21 protein-coding genes and 1 pseudogene are annotated in these 19,916 nt (G+C 74.5%); 9 read left to right on the forward strand and 13 right to left on the reverse strand.

Going from position 1 to position 19,916, the window contains the following annotated elements; translation table 11 throughout:
* Positions 1 to 552 (reverse strand): hypothetical protein, encoded by a 552-nt coding sequence (locus IQ279_RS01045; protein ID WP_206346331.1) that lies wholly within the window; start codon positions 550 to 552, stop codon positions 1 to 3.
* Between the two features lie 576 nt (positions 553 to 1,128).
* Between IQ279_RS01045 and IQ279_RS01050 the strand changes: the two genes are divergently transcribed.
* From IQ279_RS01050 to IQ279_RS01070, 5 genes are read left to right on the forward strand one after another with little or no spacing between them, the layout of a single operon-like run.
* The gene (locus IQ279_RS01050) at positions 1,129 to 2,700 is read left to right on the forward strand and encodes an ATP-binding protein (RefSeq protein WP_206346332.1); all 1,572 of its coding nucleotides are present in this window, start codon (positions 1,129 to 1,131) and stop codon (positions 2,698 to 2,700) included.
* Between the two features lie 56 nt (positions 2,701 to 2,756).
* Positions 2,757 to 3,143 (forward strand): roadblock/LC7 domain-containing protein, encoded by a 387-nt coding sequence (locus tag IQ279_RS01055; protein ID WP_206346643.1) that lies wholly within the window; start codon positions 2,757 to 2,759, stop codon positions 3,141 to 3,143.
* Positions 3,140 to 3,523, forward strand: a complete 384-nt coding sequence (locus tag IQ279_RS01060) for a DUF742 domain-containing protein (RefSeq protein WP_206346333.1) — start codon at positions 3,140 to 3,142, stop codon at positions 3,521 to 3,523. Before IQ279_RS01055 ends, IQ279_RS01060 begins: the two co-directional genes overlap by 4 nt.
* Complete coding sequence (locus IQ279_RS01065; RefSeq protein ID WP_206346334.1) at positions 3,504 to 4,127, forward strand: GTP-binding protein; 624 nt, start codon at positions 3,504 to 3,506, stop codon at positions 4,125 to 4,127. The genes IQ279_RS01060 and IQ279_RS01065 overlap by 20 nt, the downstream gene beginning before the upstream one ends.
* Positions 4,124 to 5,233, forward strand: a complete 1,110-nt coding sequence (locus IQ279_RS01070; protein WP_206346335.1) for a cytochrome P450 family protein — start codon at positions 4,124 to 4,126, stop codon at positions 5,231 to 5,233. Before IQ279_RS01065 ends, IQ279_RS01070 begins: the two co-directional genes overlap by 4 nt.
* Here the strand turns inward: IQ279_RS01070 and IQ279_RS01075 are convergent.
* From IQ279_RS01075 to IQ279_RS01085, 3 genes and pseudogenes are all read right to left on the reverse strand, one after another.
* Positions 5,163 to 5,522, reverse strand: coding sequence for an arsenate reductase family protein (locus tag IQ279_RS01075; protein WP_206346336.1), 360 nt, complete (start codon positions 5,520 to 5,522; stop codon positions 5,163 to 5,165). The genes IQ279_RS01070 and IQ279_RS01075 overlap by 71 nt on opposite strands.
* A gap of 49 nt (positions 5,523 to 5,571) precedes the next feature.
* On the reverse strand, positions 5,572 to 6,858 hold the full coding sequence (locus IQ279_RS01080) for a SulP family inorganic anion transporter (RefSeq protein ID WP_206346644.1): 1,287 nt from the start codon (positions 6,856 to 6,858) through the stop codon (positions 5,572 to 5,574).
* 77 nt (positions 6,859 to 6,935) lie between these two features.
* Positions 6,936 to 7,339 (reverse strand): annotated as a pseudogene (locus IQ279_RS01085) (ArsR/SmtB family transcription factor).
* A 128-nt stretch (positions 7,340 to 7,467) separates the two neighbouring features.
* On the opposite strand from IQ279_RS01085, the gene IQ279_RS01090 reads away from it, so the two are divergent.
* On the forward strand, positions 7,468 to 8,220 hold the full coding sequence (locus tag IQ279_RS01090) for a polysaccharide deacetylase family protein (protein ID WP_206346337.1): 753 nt from the start codon (positions 7,468 to 7,470) through the stop codon (positions 8,218 to 8,220).
* Positions 8,221 to 8,298: 78 nt separating this feature from the next.
* Here IQ279_RS01090 and IQ279_RS01095 read toward each other — a convergent pair whose 3' ends face one another.
* The gene (locus IQ279_RS01095; RefSeq protein ID WP_206346338.1) at positions 8,299 to 9,648 is read right to left on the reverse strand and encodes an extracellular catalytic domain type 1 short-chain-length polyhydroxyalkanoate depolymerase; all 1,350 of its coding nucleotides are present in this window, start codon (positions 9,646 to 9,648) and stop codon (positions 8,299 to 8,301) included.
* A 27-nt stretch (positions 9,649 to 9,675) separates the two neighbouring features.
* Between IQ279_RS01095 and IQ279_RS01100 the strand changes: the two genes are divergently transcribed.
* Positions 9,676 to 10,989 carry a helix-turn-helix domain-containing protein gene (locus IQ279_RS01100; protein ID WP_206346339.1) on the forward strand — a complete coding sequence of 438 codons (1,314 nt, stop codon included), beginning with the start codon at positions 9,676 to 9,678 and terminating at the stop codon, positions 10,987 to 10,989.
* A 4-nt stretch (positions 10,990 to 10,993) separates the two neighbouring features.
* Here IQ279_RS01100 and IQ279_RS01105 read toward each other — a convergent pair whose 3' ends face one another.
* Entirely contained in the window at positions 10,994 to 11,986 is a 993-nt protein-coding gene (locus IQ279_RS01105) for an alpha/beta hydrolase (RefSeq protein WP_206346645.1), read from the reverse strand.
* A 402-nt stretch (positions 11,987 to 12,388) separates the two neighbouring features.
* On the opposite strand from IQ279_RS01105, the gene IQ279_RS01110 reads away from it, so the two are divergent.
* Together IQ279_RS01110 and IQ279_RS01115 are read left to right on the forward strand one after the other, a co-directional pair.
* A complete protein-coding gene (locus IQ279_RS01110; protein WP_206346340.1) occupies positions 12,389 to 13,147 on the forward strand; it encodes a polysaccharide deacetylase family protein in 759 nt (252 codons plus the stop codon).
* Positions 13,148 to 13,197: 50 nt separating this feature from the next.
* A complete protein-coding gene (locus tag IQ279_RS01115) occupies positions 13,198 to 14,559 on the forward strand; it encodes an SGNH/GDSL hydrolase family protein (RefSeq protein ID WP_206346341.1) in 1,362 nt (453 codons plus the stop codon).
* Positions 14,560 to 14,672: 113 nt separating this feature from the next.
* On the opposite strand, the gene IQ279_RS01120 is transcribed toward IQ279_RS01115, so the two are convergent.
* From IQ279_RS01120 to IQ279_RS01150, 7 genes are all read right to left on the reverse strand, one after another.
* Entirely contained in the window at positions 14,673 to 14,894 is a 222-nt protein-coding gene (locus IQ279_RS01120) for a DUF6011 domain-containing protein (protein WP_307791976.1), read from the reverse strand.
* Between the two features lie 109 nt (positions 14,895 to 15,003).
* Positions 15,004 to 15,573, reverse strand: a complete 570-nt coding sequence (locus tag IQ279_RS01125; protein WP_307791978.1) for a GNAT family N-acetyltransferase — start codon at positions 15,571 to 15,573, stop codon at positions 15,004 to 15,006.
* A 53-nt stretch (positions 15,574 to 15,626) separates the two neighbouring features.
* Positions 15,627 to 16,607 carry a sugar kinase gene (locus IQ279_RS01130; RefSeq protein WP_206346342.1) on the reverse strand — a complete coding sequence of 327 codons (981 nt, stop codon included), beginning with the start codon at positions 16,605 to 16,607 and terminating at the stop codon, positions 15,627 to 15,629.
* Complete coding sequence (locus tag IQ279_RS01135) at positions 16,604 to 17,281, reverse strand: bifunctional 4-hydroxy-2-oxoglutarate aldolase/2-dehydro-3-deoxy-phosphogluconate aldolase (protein WP_206346343.1); 678 nt, start codon at positions 17,279 to 17,281, stop codon at positions 16,604 to 16,606. Before IQ279_RS01135 ends, IQ279_RS01130 begins: the two co-directional genes overlap by 4 nt.
* A 152-nt stretch (positions 17,282 to 17,433) precedes the next feature.
* The gene (locus IQ279_RS01140; RefSeq protein WP_206346344.1) at positions 17,434 to 18,213 is read right to left on the reverse strand and encodes a polysaccharide lyase family 7 protein; all 780 of its coding nucleotides are present in this window, start codon (positions 18,211 to 18,213) and stop codon (positions 17,434 to 17,436) included.
* Between the two features lie 45 nt (positions 18,214 to 18,258).
* The gene (locus tag IQ279_RS01145) at positions 18,259 to 19,332 is read right to left on the reverse strand and encodes a DUF1565 domain-containing protein (RefSeq protein WP_206346345.1); all 1,074 of its coding nucleotides are present in this window, start codon (positions 19,330 to 19,332) and stop codon (positions 18,259 to 18,261) included.
* On the reverse strand, positions 19,329 to 19,916 hold the full coding sequence (locus IQ279_RS01150) for a hypothetical protein (RefSeq protein ID WP_206346346.1): 588 nt from the start codon (positions 19,914 to 19,916) through the stop codon (positions 19,329 to 19,331). The genes IQ279_RS01145 and IQ279_RS01150 overlap by 4 nt, the downstream gene beginning before the upstream one ends.

A 19,916-nucleotide genomic window follows, 5' to 3' on the forward strand; every position in this document is an offset into this window, starting at 1 on the left:
TCACTCCCGGCGCAGGCTCACACCGCAGCCCGCGCACAGCGTGTACGTCCAGTAGCCGTCGCGCCACAGCTCGGTGCCGGCCGGCCCGGCGCACACCCAGCACCCCGGCGTGCCGCCCGGCTCCGGGCGGCCGGGCGGCCGGGCGCACAGCACACGGCGCACCACCACCGGCAGCGGCTCGGCGGGGTGGCGCCGGGGGTCGGGGCAGTAGGCCAGGCTGTGCCACCGGCGCCGCTGCGCCTGCCAGGCCTCGGCGCGGCCGGGCTGCCGCCTGCCCGCGCGCTTCTCGCGCATCCGGCGCCCGGCGTACGCGGCCTCGGCGGCCAGCCACACCTGCCGGGCCGCGTGGAGCTCCTCGACGGCCCGCACCAGCGAGTCCGGGTCCCTCTCGGGCCTGCCCGGTATGCCCGCGCTCCCGCGCAGGTGGTGGTACGTCGCCCGGAAGCCGTACGGAGCGAAGTGCTGCAGGCACGTCCGCAGATCGCTCAGCCGGCGGTGCGCGGGCCGCGCCGCGTCGTGCACACGGGCCCGGTGCGTACCGAAACTGCTCATCCTCGCCCCCCTGTCGTCCCACGGAGAGGATGACCGCACACTGCACCATCCGACACCTCCGGCGGGGCCGCTTTCCGTACTTTCCCGCGTTTTCCCGTGTTCCTGCGGAAGGCCGCGGACCGAGCGGCCGTCACTCCCGCGGGTGATGGAACGGGTATCCGGTTCTGGCCAAGGGGTGGCGGTGTGCACACCCGCCCAAAGTGGAGCGAACGCGCAGGCTCGGGCCGTAACGCCCGCATGATCACCCGGCGTGTCGCCGCACATTCGCACGGTGTTTGTCAAGTCTCCTCGACGGCCGGCCGAATGCCCCTATGCTCCCCGTCACGCAGCGAGGCACCTCCGTCACGGGGGGGCGCCGCCGCGTGCGGTGCCCCGGTGCCGCCATGCCCCGAAGCGGGGTGGCCGGGGGGCCGACGGGGCCGGACCTCCCTCTCTCAGTGAGTGGCGTATGCCGCTGGTAGGTGCCCCGGACACGTCATCCGCAGGCGCCCGCCGCCCCGGAGCACGAACCGTCCCGCAGCCGTCCCACCGTCCACCCCAACGTCCCAGAGGATGCCCATGGAGCCCGCCGGCTCGTTGACGGGAGGCCGACCCCCCTCTCCCGGGGGCCTGTGGCTCGCCTCCCCCGTACTGGCGGCCGCCTGTGCGGCCCTGGCCGCGATCTTCGTCACCGCCCCGGCCCGTGCCGCGGTCGCCTGGTGCGGGGCCGCGGCGACGCTCGCGGTGGCCGCGGCCGCCCACGAGGTGGTCCGCCGGGGCCGTGAGATCACCGCCGCCCACCAGCGCGCCGAACGCCAGCTCGCCGACCTGGAGCACTACTGCCTGGAGGTCATGCCGCCCGTCGTCGAGGCCGTGCAGCGCGGCGAGGTGCCCGGCGACGTACTGCCCCCCTCGCTGCACCCCGCCGACTCCGACCCGCGACTGGTGACCGCCCACGAGAAGCTGACCAGCACCGTGGTCAGGGCGGTCCAGGACCGCGAGTTCCAGCGCGACTCCGCCCGCCGCGCGATCGTCGCGATCGCCTGCCGCATCCAGGCCGAGATCCACCGCCTCCAGGCCGACCTGCGCAGGATGCAGTTCAAGCACCCGGCCCCCGAGACCCTCGGCGACCTGATGCACCTGGAACACGGCGTCAACGTCGCCGGCCGCGTGGCCACCAGTCTGGCCGTCCTCGGCGGCGGCAGCCCGGCGCGCCAGTGGCAGAAACCCGTCTCCCTCTACGACGTGCTGCGCGCGGGCAGCGCCCCCATCGCCGAGTACCTGCGCATCGAACTGCACCGGATCGCCGAGATCGCGGTGCTCGGCCCGGCGGTCGAGCCGCTGAGCCTGGTCTTCAGCGAGCTGATGGACAACGCCACCCGCTACTCGCCGCCCAGCACCAAGGTGGTCGTCAACACCGAGGAGGTGGCCTCGGGTATCGAGGTCTCCATCGAGGACAAGGGGGTGGGCCTGACCGAGGAGACCCGCCGGCACGCCGAGTTCCTGCTCACCCAGGCCCAGAACGGGCTGGACCTGGAGGACCTCGGCGAGACGGCCCGCATGGGCCTGCGCGTGGCGGGCGTCCTGGCGGGCCGCCTCGGGCTGAGGATCTCCCTGCGGCCCTCGACCTGCGACGGGGTGCGCGCGGTCGTCTTCGTCCCGCACGACCTGCTCACCGCGCTGCCCATGGAGGCCTACGCCCGGGTCGGCGGCCGTCCTCCCGGGCCGGTGACCCGGCGTCGGGCCATGGCCGGTCCGCCGCCCGCGCCCGCCCACCCGGCGGCGCGTCCGCCCGCGGCCCGGTCCGCCGCCGGGGCGGACGCGGACGGCGGACCGGCCGCCGTCGAGCGCAACGCCAACGGGCTGCCGCAGCGCCGCCGCAGCGCCGCCGTCCCCACGACCGGGGCGGGTGGCACGGGAACCCTGGGCGGCAGGTACGGGGTGTTCGGGGCGCCGGGCGCGGAGGCGGCCGGGAGGTCGCCCCTGTTGACCCACCCCGGCACGGGGCTGTGGACGGGCGCGTTCTTCGCCGGGCCCGACGGCGCCGAACCCGACGGCGACAAGCCCGGCTGCGCCGAACCCGGCGGGAGCACGGCCCCGCCCCAGCCCCCGACGCCTCCGGCGCCCCGGCGGGCACCGGACCGGCCCGCGGCCGGCGACGACTCGTGAAACCAGTAGTGGAATCAGGTGATCTGCACGTGACGACGCAGCAGCGGCTCAAGAACATGGACTGGTTGCTCAAGGACCTGGCCGTCACCGTCCCCCGCACCCGGCACATCGTCCTGCTCTCCGCCGACGGCCTGTGCATGGCCCGGTGGGGCGGCGACAAGGACGCGGCCGACCGGCTGGCCGCGGCCTCCTCCGGCCTCAAGAGCCTGGCGCAGTCGGTGGCCGCGGAGTTCCCGCACAGCGAGGGCGGTGTGCGCATGGTCGTGCTGGAGGTGGACGGCGGCTTCTTCTACCTCATGGCGGCCGCCGCCAACTCCTGCCTGGCGGTGACCGCCGACGAGGGGGTGGACGCCGGACTGATGAGCCAGCGGATGAGGGATCTGGTCACCAGGATCGGCGACCACCTCGCCAGTCCGCCCCGGGCCCCAGAGCAGGCCCCGTGAGCGGGGACGGCCGGGCAGCGGGGGAGGGGGACTGGGAGGAGGGCACGCCCGTCCCCCTGTACATCGTCACCGGCGGGCGCACCGAGGCCGGGGAGGAACGGGTGCTCGACCTGGTCACGCTGATCGTGGCCCGGTCCGAGCCGCAGCCGGGGATGCGCCCCGAGCACGTCTCCATCCTGCGCATGTGCACCGGCCCGCTCTCCGTGGCCGAACTGTCCGCGTACCTGGACCTGCCGTTCAGCGCCGTCCAGGTGCTGCTGGCGGATCTGGTCGGCGACTGCCTGGTGGAGGCGCGGCAGACCCGCGCGGCGCACACGGCGGCCGCGGACCCCGACGTCGAGATCCTGAAAGCGCTGATCGATGGACTGCAACGACTGTAGAACGCCGCCCGGCCCGCGGCGCGAGGACCTGCTGCCGGCCTCCGCTGAGAGATCGGTCAAGGTGGTCGTCGTCGGGGGCTTCGGCGTCGGCAAGACGACCATGGTGGGCTCCGTCAGCGAGATCCGCCCCCTGACCACCGAGGAGACGATGACCCAGGCCGGGGTCGGCGTGGACGACCTCTCCGGCGTGGAGCGCAAGACCGAGACGACCGTGGCCATGGACTTCGGCCGGATCACCCTCGACGAACGGCTCGTCCTCTACCTGTTCGGCACACCCGGCCAGCAGCGCTTCTGGTTCCTGTGGAACGGCGTGATCGCGGGCGCGCTGGGCGCGGTGGTGCTGGTGGACACCCGGCGGCTGGAGGAGAGCTTCCCCGCCATGGACCGCCTGGAGCAGGGCGGCGTCCCCTTCGTCGTCGCCGCCGACAACTTCCCCGGCGCCCCCGTCCATCCCGCCCGTGAGCTGCGGTCCGCGCTCGACCTGCCCGGGCACGTCCCCGTCGTCGACTGCGACGCCCGCAGATCCGACTCCAGCCGCGACGTCCTGCTGACGCTGATGCACCACCTCCACGACTCCGCCACCGCGACCCGGGAGGTCCTGTGAGCACGCCGCCCTTCCCCGGACCGTCCGCCGCGCACGGCGGGATCCCGGCCGCCGGCGCGGGGCGGGCCGAACTGGTCGGCCAGTTCGCCCTGTCGCTGCCCATGATGGTGCTGACCGACCTCTGCGGGCTGCTGGAGGAGGGGGCGCGGCTGGTCACGGCCAGCCGGCAGCTCGTCGGCGGTACGCGGAAAGCGCTGGAGGCCGACCGGCACATCCACGGGATCCTGGGCCGGCTGGTCGCCGCCAAGCACCGGGCGCCCGGCCCCGACCTGGCCTCCTGGCTGATCGAGCACGAGGCCGCGCTCAGCGACGACGAGGTCCGCCAGCACCTGCGGCTCGTCCTCGTCCTGGCCCACGAGGCCACCACCAACCTGATGGTCAACACACTGCGGATGGTGCTGACCGACCCGCGCTTCCGGGGCACCCTCCACGGCGGCCAGATGACCCTCCCGGCCGCCGTGGAGCAGATCCTGTGGGACGAGCCGCCGCTGACGGTGCTGCCCGCGCGGTTCCCCAGGTACGACATGGAGATCGCCGGGCGCGAGATCCGCGAGGGCGATCTGCTGCTGCTCGGCCTGGCGGCCGGGAACGCCGACCCGGCCACCGGGCGCACCACGGGCCAGGAGATGTACGGCAACCGCTCGCACCTGTCGTTCAACAGCGGGCCGCACGAGTGCCCGGGCCAGGACATCGGGCGGGCCGTCACCGGCTCCGGGATCGACACCCTGATCGCCAGACTGCCGGACCTGCGGCTGGCCGTCCCCGGGGAGGAGCTGACCTGGACCTCCTCGTCCTGGTCGCGCCGTCTGGACGCGCTGCCGGTGCGGTTCACCCCGCGCCACGACCGCGACCCGTTCGCCCGTCCCCCGGCCGGCGGACGCCGGCCGGGGGACGGGCGCGGCCGCCGGAACCCCGGACGGCGCGGGCGGTGCGGCGCGCACGGAACCGGGCCGCGGGCCGGCCGGCCTGTGGCGGCGCCTGCGGGGACGCGTTCAGCCGGGATGACGGCCGGGACGGCGGCCGGGGGACGCGGCACTAGCGGGAGAGCGCGTCGCGCACGGCCTCCTCGCTGCGCCCCACGACCGCCGAGCCGTCGTCGGCGGTGATGATCGGACGCTGGATCAGCCGCGGGTGACCGGCCAGCGCGGCGATCCAGCGGTCCCGCTCGGCGGGCTCCTTCGGCCAGGACCTCAGGCCGAGCTCCTTGGCCTCGGCCTCCTGCGTGCGCGTGACGTCCCAGGGCTCCAGGCCGAGCCGCTCCAGCACGGCGCGCAGCTCGTCCTCGCTCGGCGGGTCCTCCAGATAGCGGCGGACGGTGTACTCGGCGCCCTCCGTGTCCAGCAGCTTCACCGCGCTGCGGCACTTCGAGCAGGCGGGATTGATCCAGATCTCCATGCGCCTCACGGTAATGGCCGTACGGCGGGGACACGGGCGGCCGGCGGCTTCACCGAGCCGGCTCCCGCGAGGGCGCGGCGGGGGACGGGGGAGCGGCGGGGGCGGGCAGGGCCCCGGCCCCGTACAGATGCTCGCGGGCGCCGCGGATCGCCTCGGGGGTGCTGGGCCAGTCCCGGTCCCCGGGGCCGACGGCGTCCAGCGCGCCGACGGACTCCAGCGCGCGGCGCTGCTCGGGGCGGACCCCGGAGACCAGCACGGTGATGCCGCGCCGGTGCAGCCTGTCGATCGCGTCCTTCAGCACCAGGGCCCCGGTGGCGTCCACCGTCGTCACCCGCGACATGCGCAGGATCACCACCCGCACGTCGGCCACCTCCGACAACTCCAGCAGGAAGCGGTGGGCGGCGGCGAAGAACAGCGGCCCGTCCAGGCGGTAGGCGACGATGTGCTCGGCCGGCAGGGCGCGTTCCTCGTCACCGTGCCCGCCGGGGATGTCGCCGGTGACGTCCATCTGGTCCAGGCGGGCCTGCCGGGCCACCGCCCGCAGGGCGAGGGCGCCCGCGACGAGCAGGCCGGCGATCACCGCGTACACCAGGTCCAGCACCAGGGTCGTCACGGCGGTCAGGACCAGGACGGCCGCGTCGGAGCGGGTGGCGCGGGTGATCGCCCGCAGCGATCCGACCTCCACCATGCGCACTGCGGTGGCCAGCAGCACACCGGCCAGTGCGGCCAGCGGGATGCGCGAGACCAGCGGGGCGGCGGCCAGGACGACGACGGCGAGCACACCGGCGTGCGCCAGCGCCGCCAGCCGCGAGCGGGCGCCGCCGCGTACGTTGACGGCGGTACGGGCTATGGCGCCGGTGGCGGGCACCCCGCCGAACAGCGGGGAGGCGATGTTGGCCAGGCCCTGCCCGAACAGCTCCCGGTCCGGGTCGTGCCGCTGTCCCACCGTCATGCCGTCGGCCACGGAGGCCGACAGCAGGGACTCCAGGGCGGCCAGCGCGGCAACGGCCACCGCCGGGGCGAGCAGCGAGGACAGCGCCGACAGGTCGAGGAGGGACAGCGAGGGCGCGGGCAGGCCGGGCGGCAGATCGCCGATCGGCTCGGCGCCGTCGAGGCGGAGCACCTCGGTCACGGCGGTCGCGGCGGCCACCGCGACGACGGAGAACGGGACGGTGGGCCGCCACCGGGCGCCGGCCAGCATCACGGCGGCCACGGCGGTGGCCAGCCCGGCCTCGGGGCCGAGGCCGGAGGAGACGCCGAAGCCCAGGGCCAGCGGCAGCGCCACGATGGCCACCGTCAGCCCCGCCAGGAGGTCCTGCCGGGGGTGGGCGCGCATGGCGGCGAGGTCGGAGCGGGTGGGCAGCAGGGAACGGCACGTGGCCAGGGCCGGCCGGGCCCGGCCGGGGGCGGTGCTCACTCGGCGCCGTTCCCTGCGGCTTCGGAGGTGGCCGGCGAGGCGTCCTGGGGGACGGTCCGGGAGGGGGCTCGGGATGTGTCCCGCAGTTCCGCCAGGAGTTCGTTCTGCCCGGCGAGCATCTCGGTCAGGATCCGGCGCGCGGCCCGCATCAGCTCCGCGACGTCCCCGCCGGCCAGCTCGTAGACCACGGTGGAGCCCTCGCGGGTGGCGGTGACGATGCCCGAGCGGCGCAGCACCGCGAGCTGCTGCGAGAGGTTGGGGGGGGCTCGACCTCGATGGCGGCCAGCAGGTCGCGTACCGGCCTCGGACCGTCCTGGAGCAGCTCCAGGACGCGGATGCGGACCGGATGCCCCAGCATCCGGAAGAACTCGGCCTTGGCCTGGTACAGCGGAACCGGCACGGGAACCTCGGTCTCCATAATTCCGGAAGGTTTCTCCCCCGCGTTTCCCACCCCCCACCGCGAGCCGGACCGGAGCGCTCCCGGACGAGGAGAGCCGGGCCCGGCCGCGCACCAGGAAGGAACCCGAGTTGACCACGACAACGAGCGCCACTACGGAGGCCGCTGTGGGCCGCCCGCACCGCACGCGCCGCCCGGGCCGTCTGCGCCGCCTCGCGGCGCCCCTGCTGCTCGCCGCCGGTCTCTGCATGAGTTCCCTGGCCACGGCGGGGCCGGTCCAGGCCGTGGACAGCACCGTCATCACCTACACCCAGAGCGGCGGCCGGACCGTCTCGTTCACCTTCGACGACGGCCCCGACCCCACCCACACCCCCCGCCTGCTGGAAGTGCTGCGCAAGCACAACGTCAAGGCGACCTTCTGCCTGTGGGGCGACCATGTGCGGCAGTACCCGTACCTGGTGAGCCGGATCGCCGCCGACGGCCACCGGCTGTGCAACCACTCCATGGCGCACCAGGACATGGGCGGCTGGTCCCAGCAGCAAATACGCCAGAACCTGGAACAGGTCAACAACGCGATCCGCCAGGCCGCTCAGGGTGCGCAGATCACCTACTTCCGTGGCCCGTACGGCAGTTGGGGCCAGTCCCCGCAGGTGGCGGCCTCGATGGGGATGCAGCCGCTGGGCTGGCGGGCGGACATCGGCGACTGGCAGCCGCCGGGCACGGGCGAACTGGTCAACCGGATCATGCAGCGCGTCACGCCCGGGGCCGTGATGCTGATGCACGACGGCGGCGGCGACCGCGGCCAGACCGTCTCGGCCGTCGACCAGACCATCCCGCGACTGAAGGCGCAGGGCTACACGTTCGACCAGCCGGCCGTCCGCTGACCCCTCAGGTGCCGCACCGGTACGCACCGGCCCCGGCGGGAATCCCCGCCGGGGCCGGTGCCGTCCCGCCCGCAGGCGTCAGACGGTGGTGCAGACGGCGCCGTCCAGGGTGAAGGAGGACGGCTCGCCGGTGTCGCCCGTATGGCTCGCCTGGAAGCCGATCCGCACACTGGCCCCGGCCGCCAGGGTGGAGTTGTACGAGGCGGGCCTGGCGGTCACCGCACCGCTGCCCGGGCTGTAGCTCGCACCCCAGCCGGCGACGATGGTCTGGCCCGCGGGCAGGCGGAAGGAGAGCGACCAGCCGTTCAGCGGCGCGCTGCCGGTGTTGGTGACGGTGACGGACGCGGTCAGCCCGGTGTTCCAGGCGTTGGTGGTGTAGGCGACCCGGCAGGCCCCCGGCTCCGGCTCCGGGTCGGGCTCCGGGTCCGGGTCGGGGTCGGGATCGGTGGAGCCGGTGCCGTCCAGGCCGAAGAACGCGATGGCCCGGGCCGCCATGCCGCCGGCGGGCAGGGAGTGCCCGGTCCCCTGGACGCTGACGGCCTCCACCGGGGCCTGGTCACCGGTGCCGCCGTAGCGGGTGCGGACCCAGTTCGACTGCGGCCGGTCGGTGTACGCGGGCGTCGGGCTCACCCCGTGGACGTCCGTCCACTGCTCGATCTGCTCGTTGAAGTTGGGATAGCGCAGGGTGCTGTCCTCGGTGCCGTGCCAGATCTGCATCCGGGGCCGCGGCCCGCTGTAGCCGGGGTACGCGCCGCGCGCCAGGTCGCCCCACTGCCGCGGCGTCCTGTCCACGGTGCCGTTCGCGCAGGCGCTGTTCCAGCCCGAGCCGTCGGTGGTGGCGAAGCAGGAGTGCGGCACGCCCGCGAAGGCCGCGCCCGCCTTGAACACGTCCGGGTAGTTGCCCACCAGGACGTTGGTCATCATCGCCCCCGAGGAGGCGCCGGTGACGTAGATCCGGTCCGGGTCGGCGTTCAGACGCTGCTGCACGTAACCCACCATCGAGCGGATGCCCACCGGGTCGCTGCCCCCGTCGCGCCGCAGCGCCTGCGGCGAGGAGACGTCGAAGCAGTTGCCGCTGCGGGTCGCCGACGGGTAGACCACGACGAACCCGTACCGGTCGGCCAGCGAGGCGAACTCGGTGCCGGAGTGGAACGCCGGGCCGGAGCCGGTGCAGTAGTGCACCGCCACCAGCACCGGCGGACGCTCCTGGACGTTGTCGGGCACGTACAGGTGCATGCGCAGACTGCTGGGGTTGCTGCCGAAGTTCGTCACCTCGGTCAGGGAGGCGGCGGAGGCCGGGGGCGCGGCCAGGGCCAGCAGGAGGGCCGCCATCATGGGCAGCACACCTCCCAGCAGCGCCGTCAGGCGCGATCCGGCCCGGCGCCCTCCGGATCCCCGTGCCGCCTCGCGCACGGATCTGTCGGTCATCTCCGTCTCCTTCCTAGACTGCGGAACGTGAAGGGACTGCTGCTGCGGCTGTCCGCGCTGGACGCGGACGCCGCCACCGCCGTACGCGTGATCGCCCACTTCGAGGCGCTGCTCGGCGGTGCGCTGGACCCGGTGGCCCTGACGCGGTCCACGGCGGGGCTGGCCGGGTGCGCCGCGGGGCTGGAGCTGCCCGACGGCCGCACGGTGCGGTTCGCCCCGGACGGCGCCGCCCTGACGGGTGCGCCCGGACGCGTCTCCGGCCGGGTGGACCTGGAGCCGGCCGGCCGCGTGTGGCTGGAACGTCCCGGCGTGCCGGGGCCGTTCGACGAGCTGGTGCTGGAGTGGATGGCCATCGCCGCCCGCGTGCTGGCCGGCCGCCCCCGCCCGGCCCGCACCCCCCGGGCCGCCGACCCGGCGCTGGTCGAGCTGGTGCTGTCCGGCCGGGAGGCCGTCGAGGACCGCGCCCGCGCCCTGCGGCTGCTGGGCCTGGAGCCGGGGACGCCGCTGCGGGTGATCGCGGTGGCGGTGGACAAGGGAGCGGATACGGGAGCGGGCGCGGGTACGGACGCCGGGGTCGAGGCCGTCGCGCTGCTGGGGCGCGGCGCGCTGCGGGGCACCGTACGGGTGGCGCGGGTCGGCTCGCTGGGAGCGGTGCTGGTGCAGCGCCGGGGCGGTGCGGCCGGCGGGGACGACGCCTGCGGCGGGGAGGGAGCCTGCGGCGGGGAGGGAGCCTGCGGCGGGCGAGGGGCACCCGGATCCGCCCCGGACGGCACCGGCACCGGCACCGCCTCACCGGCCGCCGAGCTGCGGGCGGCGATGCGCGAACGCACCCGCGACCGGAGCACGGCGCGCGGGCCGGCCCCGGGCACGCGCGTCGGGGTCGGATCCGGCGCCGACCCGCTGGACGCCCACACCTCCTGGGCACAGGCCCGCTCGGCCCTGCGGTTCGCGGTGGCGGGCGCCCCGCAGGAGGCGGTGGCCGACCACGACGAGCTCGGTCCCCTCGCACTGCTGGCCGACATCCCGGTGGAACGGCTGCGCGCCCAGGCGGACGTACGGCGGCTGGGGCGGCTGGGGGATCCGGTGCACGGCGAGCGCGGCGGCTCCGCCACCGGGCAGGCCCGGCCGGGCGGTGAACTGCTGGCGGCCCTGGCCGCGTTCTGCCGCACCGGCTCGCTGCGGCAGGCCGCCGCCGAACTGCACCTGCACCACAGCTCGGTGGCCGCGCGCCTGGCACATGTGGAGAGGGAGACGGGCTGGCGGCTGCGCGATCCGCAGGACCGCTTCCGCGCCCAGCTCGCGCTGTACGCCCTGCGGCTGGCCGGTAACGGGGACGGCTGAGCGCTCACCCCCTCACCGGCCCGGCCGGCTCCACCGGCCCGGAGCCGCCCAGCGCCCCGCGCAGCACCTCGACGGCCTCGGCCGTCGCCCGGCGGATGACGGCGGCGTGCTCCACCGCCCACGCGCCGTGGAAGGTGCCGGGGATCAGGTGCAGTTCGGCGGGCACCCCGGCGGCCAGCAGGGCGCGGGCGTAGTCGATGCCCTCGTCCCGCAGCGGGTCGAACTCCATCACCGACACGTACGCGGGCGGCAGGCCCGCCAGCTCGATCACCCCGGCGCGGGCGGGGGCGGCGTACGGGGGGACACCGGCGGTGCCCCGCACCCCGTGCCCCAGGTACGCGTCCCAGCCGATCGCGGCGTTGCGCCGGTTCCACACGGGCGTGTCGGTGAACCGCCGCGCGCTGGGGGTGGAGAGCCGGTCGTCGAGCGCGGGGGAGCACAGGTGCTGGAAGCAGGCGGCCGGACCGCCCCGGTCGCGGGCGAGCAGGGCCAGCCCGGCGGCGAGCCCCGCCCCTGCGCTGTCGCCCCACAGGGCGATCCGCTCGGGTGCGACCCCCAGCTCCCCGGCCCGCTCCACCAGCCCGCACAGCCCTGCGTAGCAGTCCTCCAGGGGCGCGGGGAAGGGGTGCTCGGGCGCCAGCCGGTAGTCGACCGAGGCCACCAGGGCGCCGAGCCGCCGGCACAGCAGCAGGTTCCAGTCGTGGTCGACCTCCGGCGAGCCCAGCATGAAGCCGCCGCCGTGGACGGCGTACACCGCGGGCAGCGGGCCGCGGGCGCCGTGCGGCCGGTACAGCAGCAGCCGCACCTTCGGCGCGCCGGCCGGTCCGGGGACGTGTGTCTCCCCGACGTCCACGCCGGAGGTGTCGGCCGCCGCCACCGCCGCGGCCACCTGCGCGGCCTGCGAGGCCCGGGCCGCGTCGAGGTCGAGCAGCTCCACCTCGGGGATCAGCGGGAGTGCCGCGGCCAGTTCGGGGTCGAACCGGTGGCGCGGGCTCATCTGCGTCCTCCGATCGTCGGCCCGGGGCACGGTGGGGCGTGCGCCGGTGTCGTGGTGAGACGGTGTCATGGGCTTCCTCCCAGGTCATCAGACAGGTGTCGGGAGTACGGCCGCCCGGGCCCGACACCCGTGCGTTTTTCCCCGCTTCCCTCCCGCGTTCTTTCGGCCACCAGGTGGCGGATCGGCCCGGCGAGGATGCCGGAACCTGTCCTGACCAGCGGTAACGCCTTCCCGCTACGGGAATTGGGCGGCCCTTGACGCCGACGCGGGGTCTCCCTATGGTCTCCCCGCTCGACCGGAAATCTTCCGGAAGTCTCGAATCGCGCGATCGCGCCGCACGGGCCCGCCGCCCGGCCGCCGACGGAGTCCGGGGCCGACGGAAGCGCCAGAAAGGGACCAGCCTTGACCACGACCGCCACACCCTCACCAGGACCGGCCGGCGAAGCGGCGCGCCCCCGGCACGCCCGCCGGCTGCGCCGTCTGGCGATGCCCCTGCTGCTCTCCTGCGGCATGTGCCTGGGAGTCCTGGCCGCGGCGGGCCCCGCCCAGGCCCACCGGGCGAACGACACCGTCGTCGAGACCACCCGGCACGGCGGCAGGACCCTCGCCCTCACCTTCGACGACGGCCCCAACCCCGCCGACACCCCGCGCCTGCTGAAGGTGCTGCGCAAGCACCACGTCAAGGCGGTCTTCTGCCTGTGGGGCGACCACGTCGAGGAGCACCCCGAACTGGTCCGCAAGATCGTCGCCGGCGGCCACACGCTGTGCAACCACACCATGCACCACGACGACATGGCCACCTGGTCCCCCGAGGACATCCGGGCGGACCTGGCGCGGACCAATGCCGCGATCCGCCGCGCCGCACCGGGTGCACGGATCCCCTACTTCCGAGCTCCGTACGGCAGCTGGGGCCGGACGCCGCAGGTGGCGGCCTCGATGGGGATGCAGCCGCTGGGCTGGCGGCTGGTGATCGGCGACTGGGAGCCGCACGGCGCCGACGAGTTCGCCCGCCGCATCACCGAGGGCGTCACGCCCGGAGCCGTGGTGCTGCTGCACGACGGCGGAGGCGACCGCGGCGCGACCGTCGAGGCCGTGGACCGGGCCATCCCCCGGCTCAGGGCCGAGGGCTGGCGCTTCGACAAGCCCGCCCGCCGCGGCTGAGACCGCCCGTGACCGGTATGAACAGCATCCGAAGCCACCGGGAGACCCGTATGGGACCGAACACGACGCGGTTCGCCTTCCTCCGCGACCGCGCCGGCCGGGCGGGCGGCTACGTCGTCGCCCTGCTCACCGGGGCCCTGCTCCTGGGCACGGCGCCGGTCACGCCCGCCGCGCCGGGCGCCTCCCCGGCGCCCGGCGAGCATGCCGACCGCGCCTGGGTGGGCACCTGGTCCACCACCCCCACGGCCGTCCCCGCCTCGGACACCACCGTGTTCGAGGACCAGACCATCCGCCAGACCGTCCGCACCAGCATCGGCGGCGACCGGGTGCGCATCCGGCTGTCGAACGAGTTCGGCGACCGGCCCCTGGTCATCGGCGAGGTCCGCGTCGCCCACCGTGACGAGGACGGCGGCCCCACCGCCGTCGACAAGCGCACCGACCGCGGACTCACCTTCGGCGGGCGCTCCTCGGCGACCGTCCCCGCGGGCGCGCCCCTGCTCAGCGACCCGGTCTCCCTACGGGTGCCGGCGGGCTCCGACCTGGTGGTGAGCATCCACCTGCCCGAGCGTACCCCGGGCTCGACGGTCCACGCCTTCGCCTTCCAGCACAACCACGTCGCCTCCGGCAACGTCACCGGGCAGGCGGAGATCACACCGACCGCCACCATCGACCGCTGGTACTTCCTGACCGGCGTGAGCGTGAGCGCCGACCGCCCCCGAAGGGCGGGCAGGGCCTCGGCCGTCGTCGCACTCGGTGACTCCATCACCGACGGTTCCGACACCGGGGCGAACGCCAACCACCGCTGGCCCGACTTCCTCGCCCGGCGCCTGGCGAAGGCCCGCGGACCGCACCCGCGGGGCGTGCTCAACCAGGGCGTCAGCGGCAACCGCCTGCTGCACGACCCCAACCCCCCGGCCGGCTCCGGCGCCGAGGGCTACGCGGCCTACTTCGGCCAGAGCGCACTGCGCCGCTTCGACCGCGACGTGGCCGCCCAGCCCGGCGCCGGGCACGTCATCGTCCTGCTGGGCGTCAACGACCTCGGCCACCCGGCCGCCGGCACCGCCCCGGCCTCGGAGAAGATCACCGCCCAGGACATCATCGACGGTCACCGCCAGCTCATCGCCCGCGCCCACGAACAGGGGCTGAAGATCCACGGCGGCACCATCCTGCCGTTCAAGGGCGACACCTTCGGCTTCCACAGCGCCGAGACCGAGGCCGCCCGCCAGGCCGTCAACCACTGGATCCGCACCGGCGGCGAGTACGACGGGGTGATCGACTTCGACCGGGCCCTGCGCGACCCCGCCGACCCCGAGCGCCTGCTGCCGCGCTACGACAGCGGCGACCACCTCCACCCCAGCGACGCCGGAGCGGAGGCGATGGCGAACGCCGTCCCCCTCCGCCTGCTGCGCTGACCGCGCCCGGCAGAGTTCCACGGCGTTCCGCACCGCGCGGCGCCCGTGCCCGGAGGGGAGCACGGGCGCCGCGCCATGTCCGGAGGGTCCGGGAGTCCGCGCCTCGGCGCGACTCACAGCCCGGGCAGCGCCTCCTGCTCGACCTCCCAGCGGCCGGGCGCCGGGGCGGTGCGCACCGCCAGCTTCTCCCGGCACTCCACGCCCAGGCCCCACAGCCGCGCCCGCCGGTCGCGCAGCGGCCGTCCGCACACCCGGCACGTCACACGCGCCCGGCCGCCCTCCCCGGGCGGCTCGGGGCTGCCGGGCAGTGGTACGGGCTCGGGTTCGGCGCTCACCCCACCGGTCTACCAGACCCCGCCCCGGCGCACGACGACACCCCCGTCCGGCCCGTGCTCTCGGGGGCCGGAACCGGAAAACACCGGCCACCAGGGCGCTCCGTACACCTCAGCCGTCGGCTTCCGGCTCGGCCGCGTCGGCATCGCTCCGGGCCCCGGCACGCCATTCCTCCTCAAGGAGGCTGAACACCAGCGAGTCCCGCCGGCCGTCCCGGTTCCGCGTCGTGTGCCGGTGGTGCCCCTCGCAGGTCATGCCGAGCTTCGTGAGCACCCGGGACGATCCGAGATTCCGCGGGTCGCAGGTGGCGTGGATCCGGTGAAGCCCCAACCGGTCGAAGCCGAGTGAGAGGAGCGCACACCCGATCTCCGTACCGACGCCCCGCCCCCACACCCGTGGATGCACGATGTAGGTGATCTCTCCCTGCCGCCGCGCTCGACCGCGGATGTGGAGTTCGCCCATACCGACGACGGTGTCCCCCAAGCGGGCCACGTAGGGGAATCTCCGCTGAGGCCACTCCGACCAGGCGTCGACCGCCGTCCTCACGAAAGCGCGCGTCTGCTCCTCGGTGTTCGGTCCCCAGGACTGGAACAGACACGCCTCGGCGAGGCGGGCCCAGGAGTGGACGGCTCGCCAGTCGCCGAGTGTGATCTTCTCCAGGGTCACCGGGGGCTGGGTCACGGGACGGTTCCGGCAGACGGGAAAGGAGACGGACACGGGTCCGGGAGCACCGGTCACCGGAGGACGTCTCCGGCTTTCAGGAAGGTCTCCAGCTCGTCGCGGGTCGGCAGCAGTTCGCAGTCGCCGGGAACGGACACGGCGTAGGCGCCCATCGCGCAGGCCGTCCGGAGGCGTTGGGCGGGGCCGCCGCCTCCCAGGCGCTCTGCGAGGTATCCGGCCACGAACGCGTCGCCGGCTCCGACGGTGTCGACGACGGGGACGGACAGCGCCGGCTCCGTGTGCGTCACGCCGTCGAGCCTGGCGGTGCATCCCCGGGAGCCGGTCTTGACGACGGCCTCGGCCGGCCCCAGCGCCGCCAGGTCCATGGCCAGTCGCTCGGGGGCGGTGGCGTGGGAGCCGAGGACGAGCTGGGCTTCCTCGACCCCGGCGAACACGATGTCCGCCTCCGTGACCAGCCCCCGCAACTCGCGTCGGGCGGTGTCCCGGTCCCAGAGCTTGCCGCGGTAGTTCACGTCGACACTGACGAGCACGCCGTGCGCCCTGGCCGCGGCGACGGCGTACCGGGTGGCGTGGCGGGCGGAGGCGCTCAGGGCGGGGGTGATGCCGCTCAGGTGCAGGATCGCGGCCTGCCGGACCGCGTCCACGGGGAGGTCGTCGGAAGTGAGACGGGAGCCGGCCGAACCGGCGCGGTGGTAGTCGACGTGGACCACGCCGGCGGCCCGTTGGTGGCGGATCATGAGGCCCGTGAAGGACGGGTCCCGGACCGCGACGGCCCGGACGCCCTCGGCGCGCAGGCGGCGTCCGACGAGGTCTCCGGCCGCGTCGCTTCCCACCCGGCCGATCCAGGTGGCCGGAGCGCCCAGGCGCGCGACGCCGATGGCCACGTTGCTCTCGGCCCCGCCGATGCCGAAGGTGAAGTCACGTGCGTGCTCCAGGGTGCCGATCGCCGTCGCCACGATCAGTCCCATCGTCTCGCCGAAGGTGAGCAGGCCGCCCGTGGTCCGCGGCGCGGGTACGGCGTGGGCGTCTGTCATCGGGCCGCCCTGGCCTCGGAGACGGCCGTGACGGCCCGGCGGGCGCGGTCCGCGAGGCGGTCGTCGGCGCCCTCGGTCGCCGCCTGGCCGATGAGGGGGGTGCCCAGCCCCACGGCCGCGACCCCGGCCGCCGTCCACGCCGGGATGTCGTCCAGGGAGATGCCCCCGGTGGGGATGAGGGGGACGCCGGGAAGCGGGCCGCGCAGATCCGAGACGTACCGGGGGGAGACGGCGGAGGCCGGGAAGAGTTTCACGGCGGGCGCTCCGGAACCGGCGGCGGTGTGGATCTCGGTGGGGGTGAGTGCGCCGGGATAGGCCGCCATGCCCGCGGACCGGGCCGCACGGACGACGCCGGGCGCCGCGACGGGGGAGACGACGAAGCGTGCGCCGGCGTCGGCGCAGGCTTCCGCCTGGCTGTCGGTCAGGACCGTTCCCGCCCCGATGACCGCCTCCGGTCCGTGGGCGGCCGCGAGTTCGCGCAGGCACTCCAGGGCGCCGCGGGTGGTGAGGGTTATCTCGATGGCGCGGATGCCGGCGTCGAGCAGTGTCTCGGTGATCGCGGGGAAGTGCTCGGCGGTGGGCGCGCGCAGGATCGCGATCAGCCCACAGGCGGCTATCTCCGAGGTGGTCGGGCAGTTTGGCCGCGCGGGCGATGGATCGTTGACACCGTTCACTTGCGCTTCTCGTCCTGTCTGCTGGGTGTGTTCCGCTTCGAAGGCCGGAGCCCTGGCGGGGGCGGGGCCGGGTCCCGGCCCGGCCCCGCCCGCTTGTACCGTGCTGGGTGGTGCCGGGCCCCCTACTCCGAGGCCCGGCACCACCCCGTCCTTCAGGAGTGGGTGACCTGGAGCTTGTAGATGCTGGTCTGCCCGTAGTTGGAGCTGCTGCACGGGGAGGAGTTGCCGCAGTTGGCCTGGGTGTAGCCGCCTGCCTTGAAGTAGTTCCCGGACTTCGTGTGCGAGATCGTCGTCTGGAGGACGCCGTTGTAGTAGACCTTGATCTGGCCGTTGCTGACGACGAACTTGCCCTCGTAGACGGTGTTCAGCCGGTAGTTGCTGGTCACCAGCTTGTGGTGGGTGTCGTTGCCCTTGGTGATGTAGAGGCTGCTGCCCTCCAGCCGGAAGACCGTCACGTCGTCGTCGCCGTCGTGGATCTGGGCGCCGACGACGTGCGGCTTGTCGTTGGGAAGGCTGTTGAACGCCTGCCGGAAGGTGAGGGTGTGGGTGCCCGAGGTCGCCGACCAGGACGCGTTCTTGGTGCCGTTGTCGGTCATCTCCCGCAGCTCGGAGCGCCCGTAGCTGGAGTTGGGCGTCGTGACGGCGTTGACCGGGGAGCGGAACTGGACACCGGTGCACCTTGAGTTCACGGTGAACCAGGGGCCGGCGGAGAAGGTCTCCAGCGCGGGCTGCTTGACCTCGGTCGGCGAGCCGCCCGAGCCGGTCGGCAGGGTCACCTTCCAGTTGGTCAGGTCGAGCTGCTGGGCGGGGTAGTCGCAGGGATCGGCGGCGGTGGCGGTGCCCGCCACCGCCAGCGGGGCGGTCAGGGCGGCGACGGCCGAGAGTGCGGCCACGCCTGCCATGGTCAGAGTGCGCTTTCGGGTGCGGCTCATGTCTTCTTTTCCTTCTTGCTGGTTGTGGAAGGTTTCCTTCTGGGGTCAGCAGGGGCGCGACGGCTCGTACTCGTCCCCGTATGTGCCCGTCGCGTCTCCGCCGGTGTTGCCTGCCAGGGTGTTTCCGCACACCCGGCCCTGCGGGGTGGCTTCGAACTTGATGCCCCCCGCAGAGTTGAGGAGGAGGACGTTGTCCTCGATGTTGTTCGCGGTGCCGTCGGCGGGGGTGTCGCCGCCGACCCGGACTCCGGCTCCGACGTTGCCGTAGGAGAGGTTGGCCCGGAAGGTGTTGCCGCTGCCGCGGGCGTCGAGTCCGGCGGACTTGGGGTCCTGCTGGCCGGTGCAGACGTTGTGATCGACCAGGTTCGCGGTGGAGTTCTCCTTGATGTCCACGCACTCGTTGCCCCGGGTGTCGATCCGGTTGTGGTGGATCCGGTTGTCGCGGCTGACGTCCGGCCGGTCGTCCGGGGCGCCGTGCATGCCCTGCTGCTCGGGGGCGGTGCCCAGGTAGATGCCCTCGCCGACCTTGCCGCCGTCGCCGAAGCGGAAGTCCCACACCCCGCAGTCGGTGATCCGGTTGTGGGCGACCTCGGCGCCGGTGATCAGGTAGCGCAGCCGTACGCACTCCTCGCCGGCGTTGCGGAAGGTCATGCCGGTGACGCGCAGGCCGTCCACACCGTCTCCTGGAGTCGTGCTCATGACATACAGGAGTTTCTTGCGGTAGCCGGACATCTCGCCGGGATCGCCGACCAGGCCGTCCATGGTGAACCCGGTCAGCCGGACACGGTCGTGCTGGACCTCTCCGATGGCACGGCCGGCGCCCGTTCCCTGGACCACGGCGGACGAGGGACCGGTGATGGTGACGTCCGGGCTCCGGGTGACGAAGTCCTGCGGGTAGCGTCCCGGTGCCAGACGGACGGTCGATCCGGGACCGGCCGTGTCCAGTGCCCGCTGGATACTGGCGAGGGGGGCCCCGCGCGTTCCGTCGTTGGCGTCGTCGCCGTCCGGTGAGACATGGATGTCATGACCGCCCCGGGGCGCGGCGGACGCGGTGGGCACGGACGTTCCCGTCAGTGCGAGCAGAACGGCCGCCGAAGCGATGTACCGGGTGATTCTCATACCGGTTTCCTTGCTCTCGTGGGTGCGTACAGGGAGAGGGCCAGCAGCAGGGGCAAGGTGGGGCCGAACAGCAGGGGCCCCAAGGGAACGGGCAGTACCGCCGGCGGGACCAGGAGCACGGCCAGCAGCAGGGCCAGGCCGCGCCCGGGCGAGCCGAAGGCGAACCCCGCCGCGCGGCGGCGGAGCCCGCCTTCGGCGTCGACCGCGAACCCGGCGGTCAGGGACAGGGAGTAGACCGCCAGTGCGGCCAGCAGGACGAGCTGGGCGGGGAGCAGGAGGTACGCGACCGGACTCGCCGTCTCCAGGAGGAAGAGGCAGTTCACCGCGAGGACGGCGATCAGGGCACTGGCGGCGAGGCCGTCCCTCCACAGGGCGCGCCAGCAGCGTGGGAAGGCGCGCAGCGTCCCGGTGAAGGGACGGCCTCCGCCGTCACGCCGCCAGTCCTGGAGCGCGACCGCCGCCGCGGCCAGGGCCGGGAGCCAGGTGACCACGCCGAGCGCCAGCAGGCAGAACGCCGCGCCCGCCAGCGCCGGCTGTGCCACGAACTCCATGGCGCGCAGCGCACCCCGCTCCCAGCCCTTCAT

Origin of the sequence: Streptomyces verrucosisporus, assembly GCF_017114865.1 — a bacterium.
GTDB classification, from domain to species: Bacteria; Actinomycetota; Actinomycetes; order Streptomycetales; family Streptomycetaceae; genus Streptomyces; species Streptomyces fenghuangensis.

What these genes read in the sequence shown, in the direction of transcription:
- IQ279_RS01045 (WP_206346331.1), bottom strand. Translation starts at nt 552, where the DNA reads ATGAGCAGTTTCGGTACGCACCGGGCCCGTGTGCACGACGCGGCGCGG.
- IQ279_RS01055 (WP_206346643.1), top strand. Translation starts at nt 2,757, where the DNA reads ATGGACTGGTTGCTCAAGGACCTGGCCGTCACCGTCCCCCGCACCCGG.
- IQ279_RS01065 (WP_206346334.1), top strand. Translation starts at nt 3,504, where the DNA reads ATGGACTGCAACGACTGTAGAACGCCGCCCGGCCCGCGGCGCGAGGAC.
- IQ279_RS01075 (WP_206346336.1), bottom strand. Translation starts at nt 5,522, where the DNA reads ATGGAGATCTGGATCAATCCCGCCTGCTCGAAGTGCCGCAGCGCGGTG.
- IQ279_RS01080 (WP_206346644.1), bottom strand. Translation starts at nt 6,858, where the DNA reads ATGCGCGCCCACCCCCGGCAGGACCTCCTGGCGGGGCTGACGGTGGCC.
- IQ279_RS01095 (WP_206346338.1), bottom strand. Translation starts at nt 9,648, where the DNA reads ATGACCGACAGATCCGTGCGCGAGGCGGCACGGGGATCCGGAGGGCGC.
- IQ279_RS01105 (WP_206346645.1), bottom strand. Translation starts at nt 11,986, where the DNA reads ATGAGCCCGCGCCACCGGTTCGACCCCGAACTGGCCGCGGCACTCCCG.
- IQ279_RS01115 (WP_206346341.1), top strand. Translation starts at nt 13,198, where the DNA reads ATGGGACCGAACACGACGCGGTTCGCCTTCCTCCGCGACCGCGCCGGC.
- IQ279_RS01130 (WP_206346342.1), bottom strand. Translation starts at nt 16,607, where the DNA reads ATGACAGACGCCCACGCCGTACCCGCGCCGCGGACCACGGGCGGCCTG.
- IQ279_RS01140 (WP_206346344.1), bottom strand. Translation starts at nt 18,213, where the DNA reads ATGAGCCGCACCCGAAAGCGCACTCTGACCATGGCAGGCGTGGCCGCA.
- IQ279_RS01145 (WP_206346345.1), bottom strand. Translation starts at nt 19,332, where the DNA reads ATGAGAATCACCCGGTACATCGCTTCGGCGGCCGTTCTGCTCGCACTG.
- IQ279_RS01150 (WP_206346346.1), bottom strand. Translation starts at nt 19,916, where the DNA reads ATGAAGGGCTGGGAGCGGGGTGCGCTGCGCGCCATGGAGTTCGTGGCA.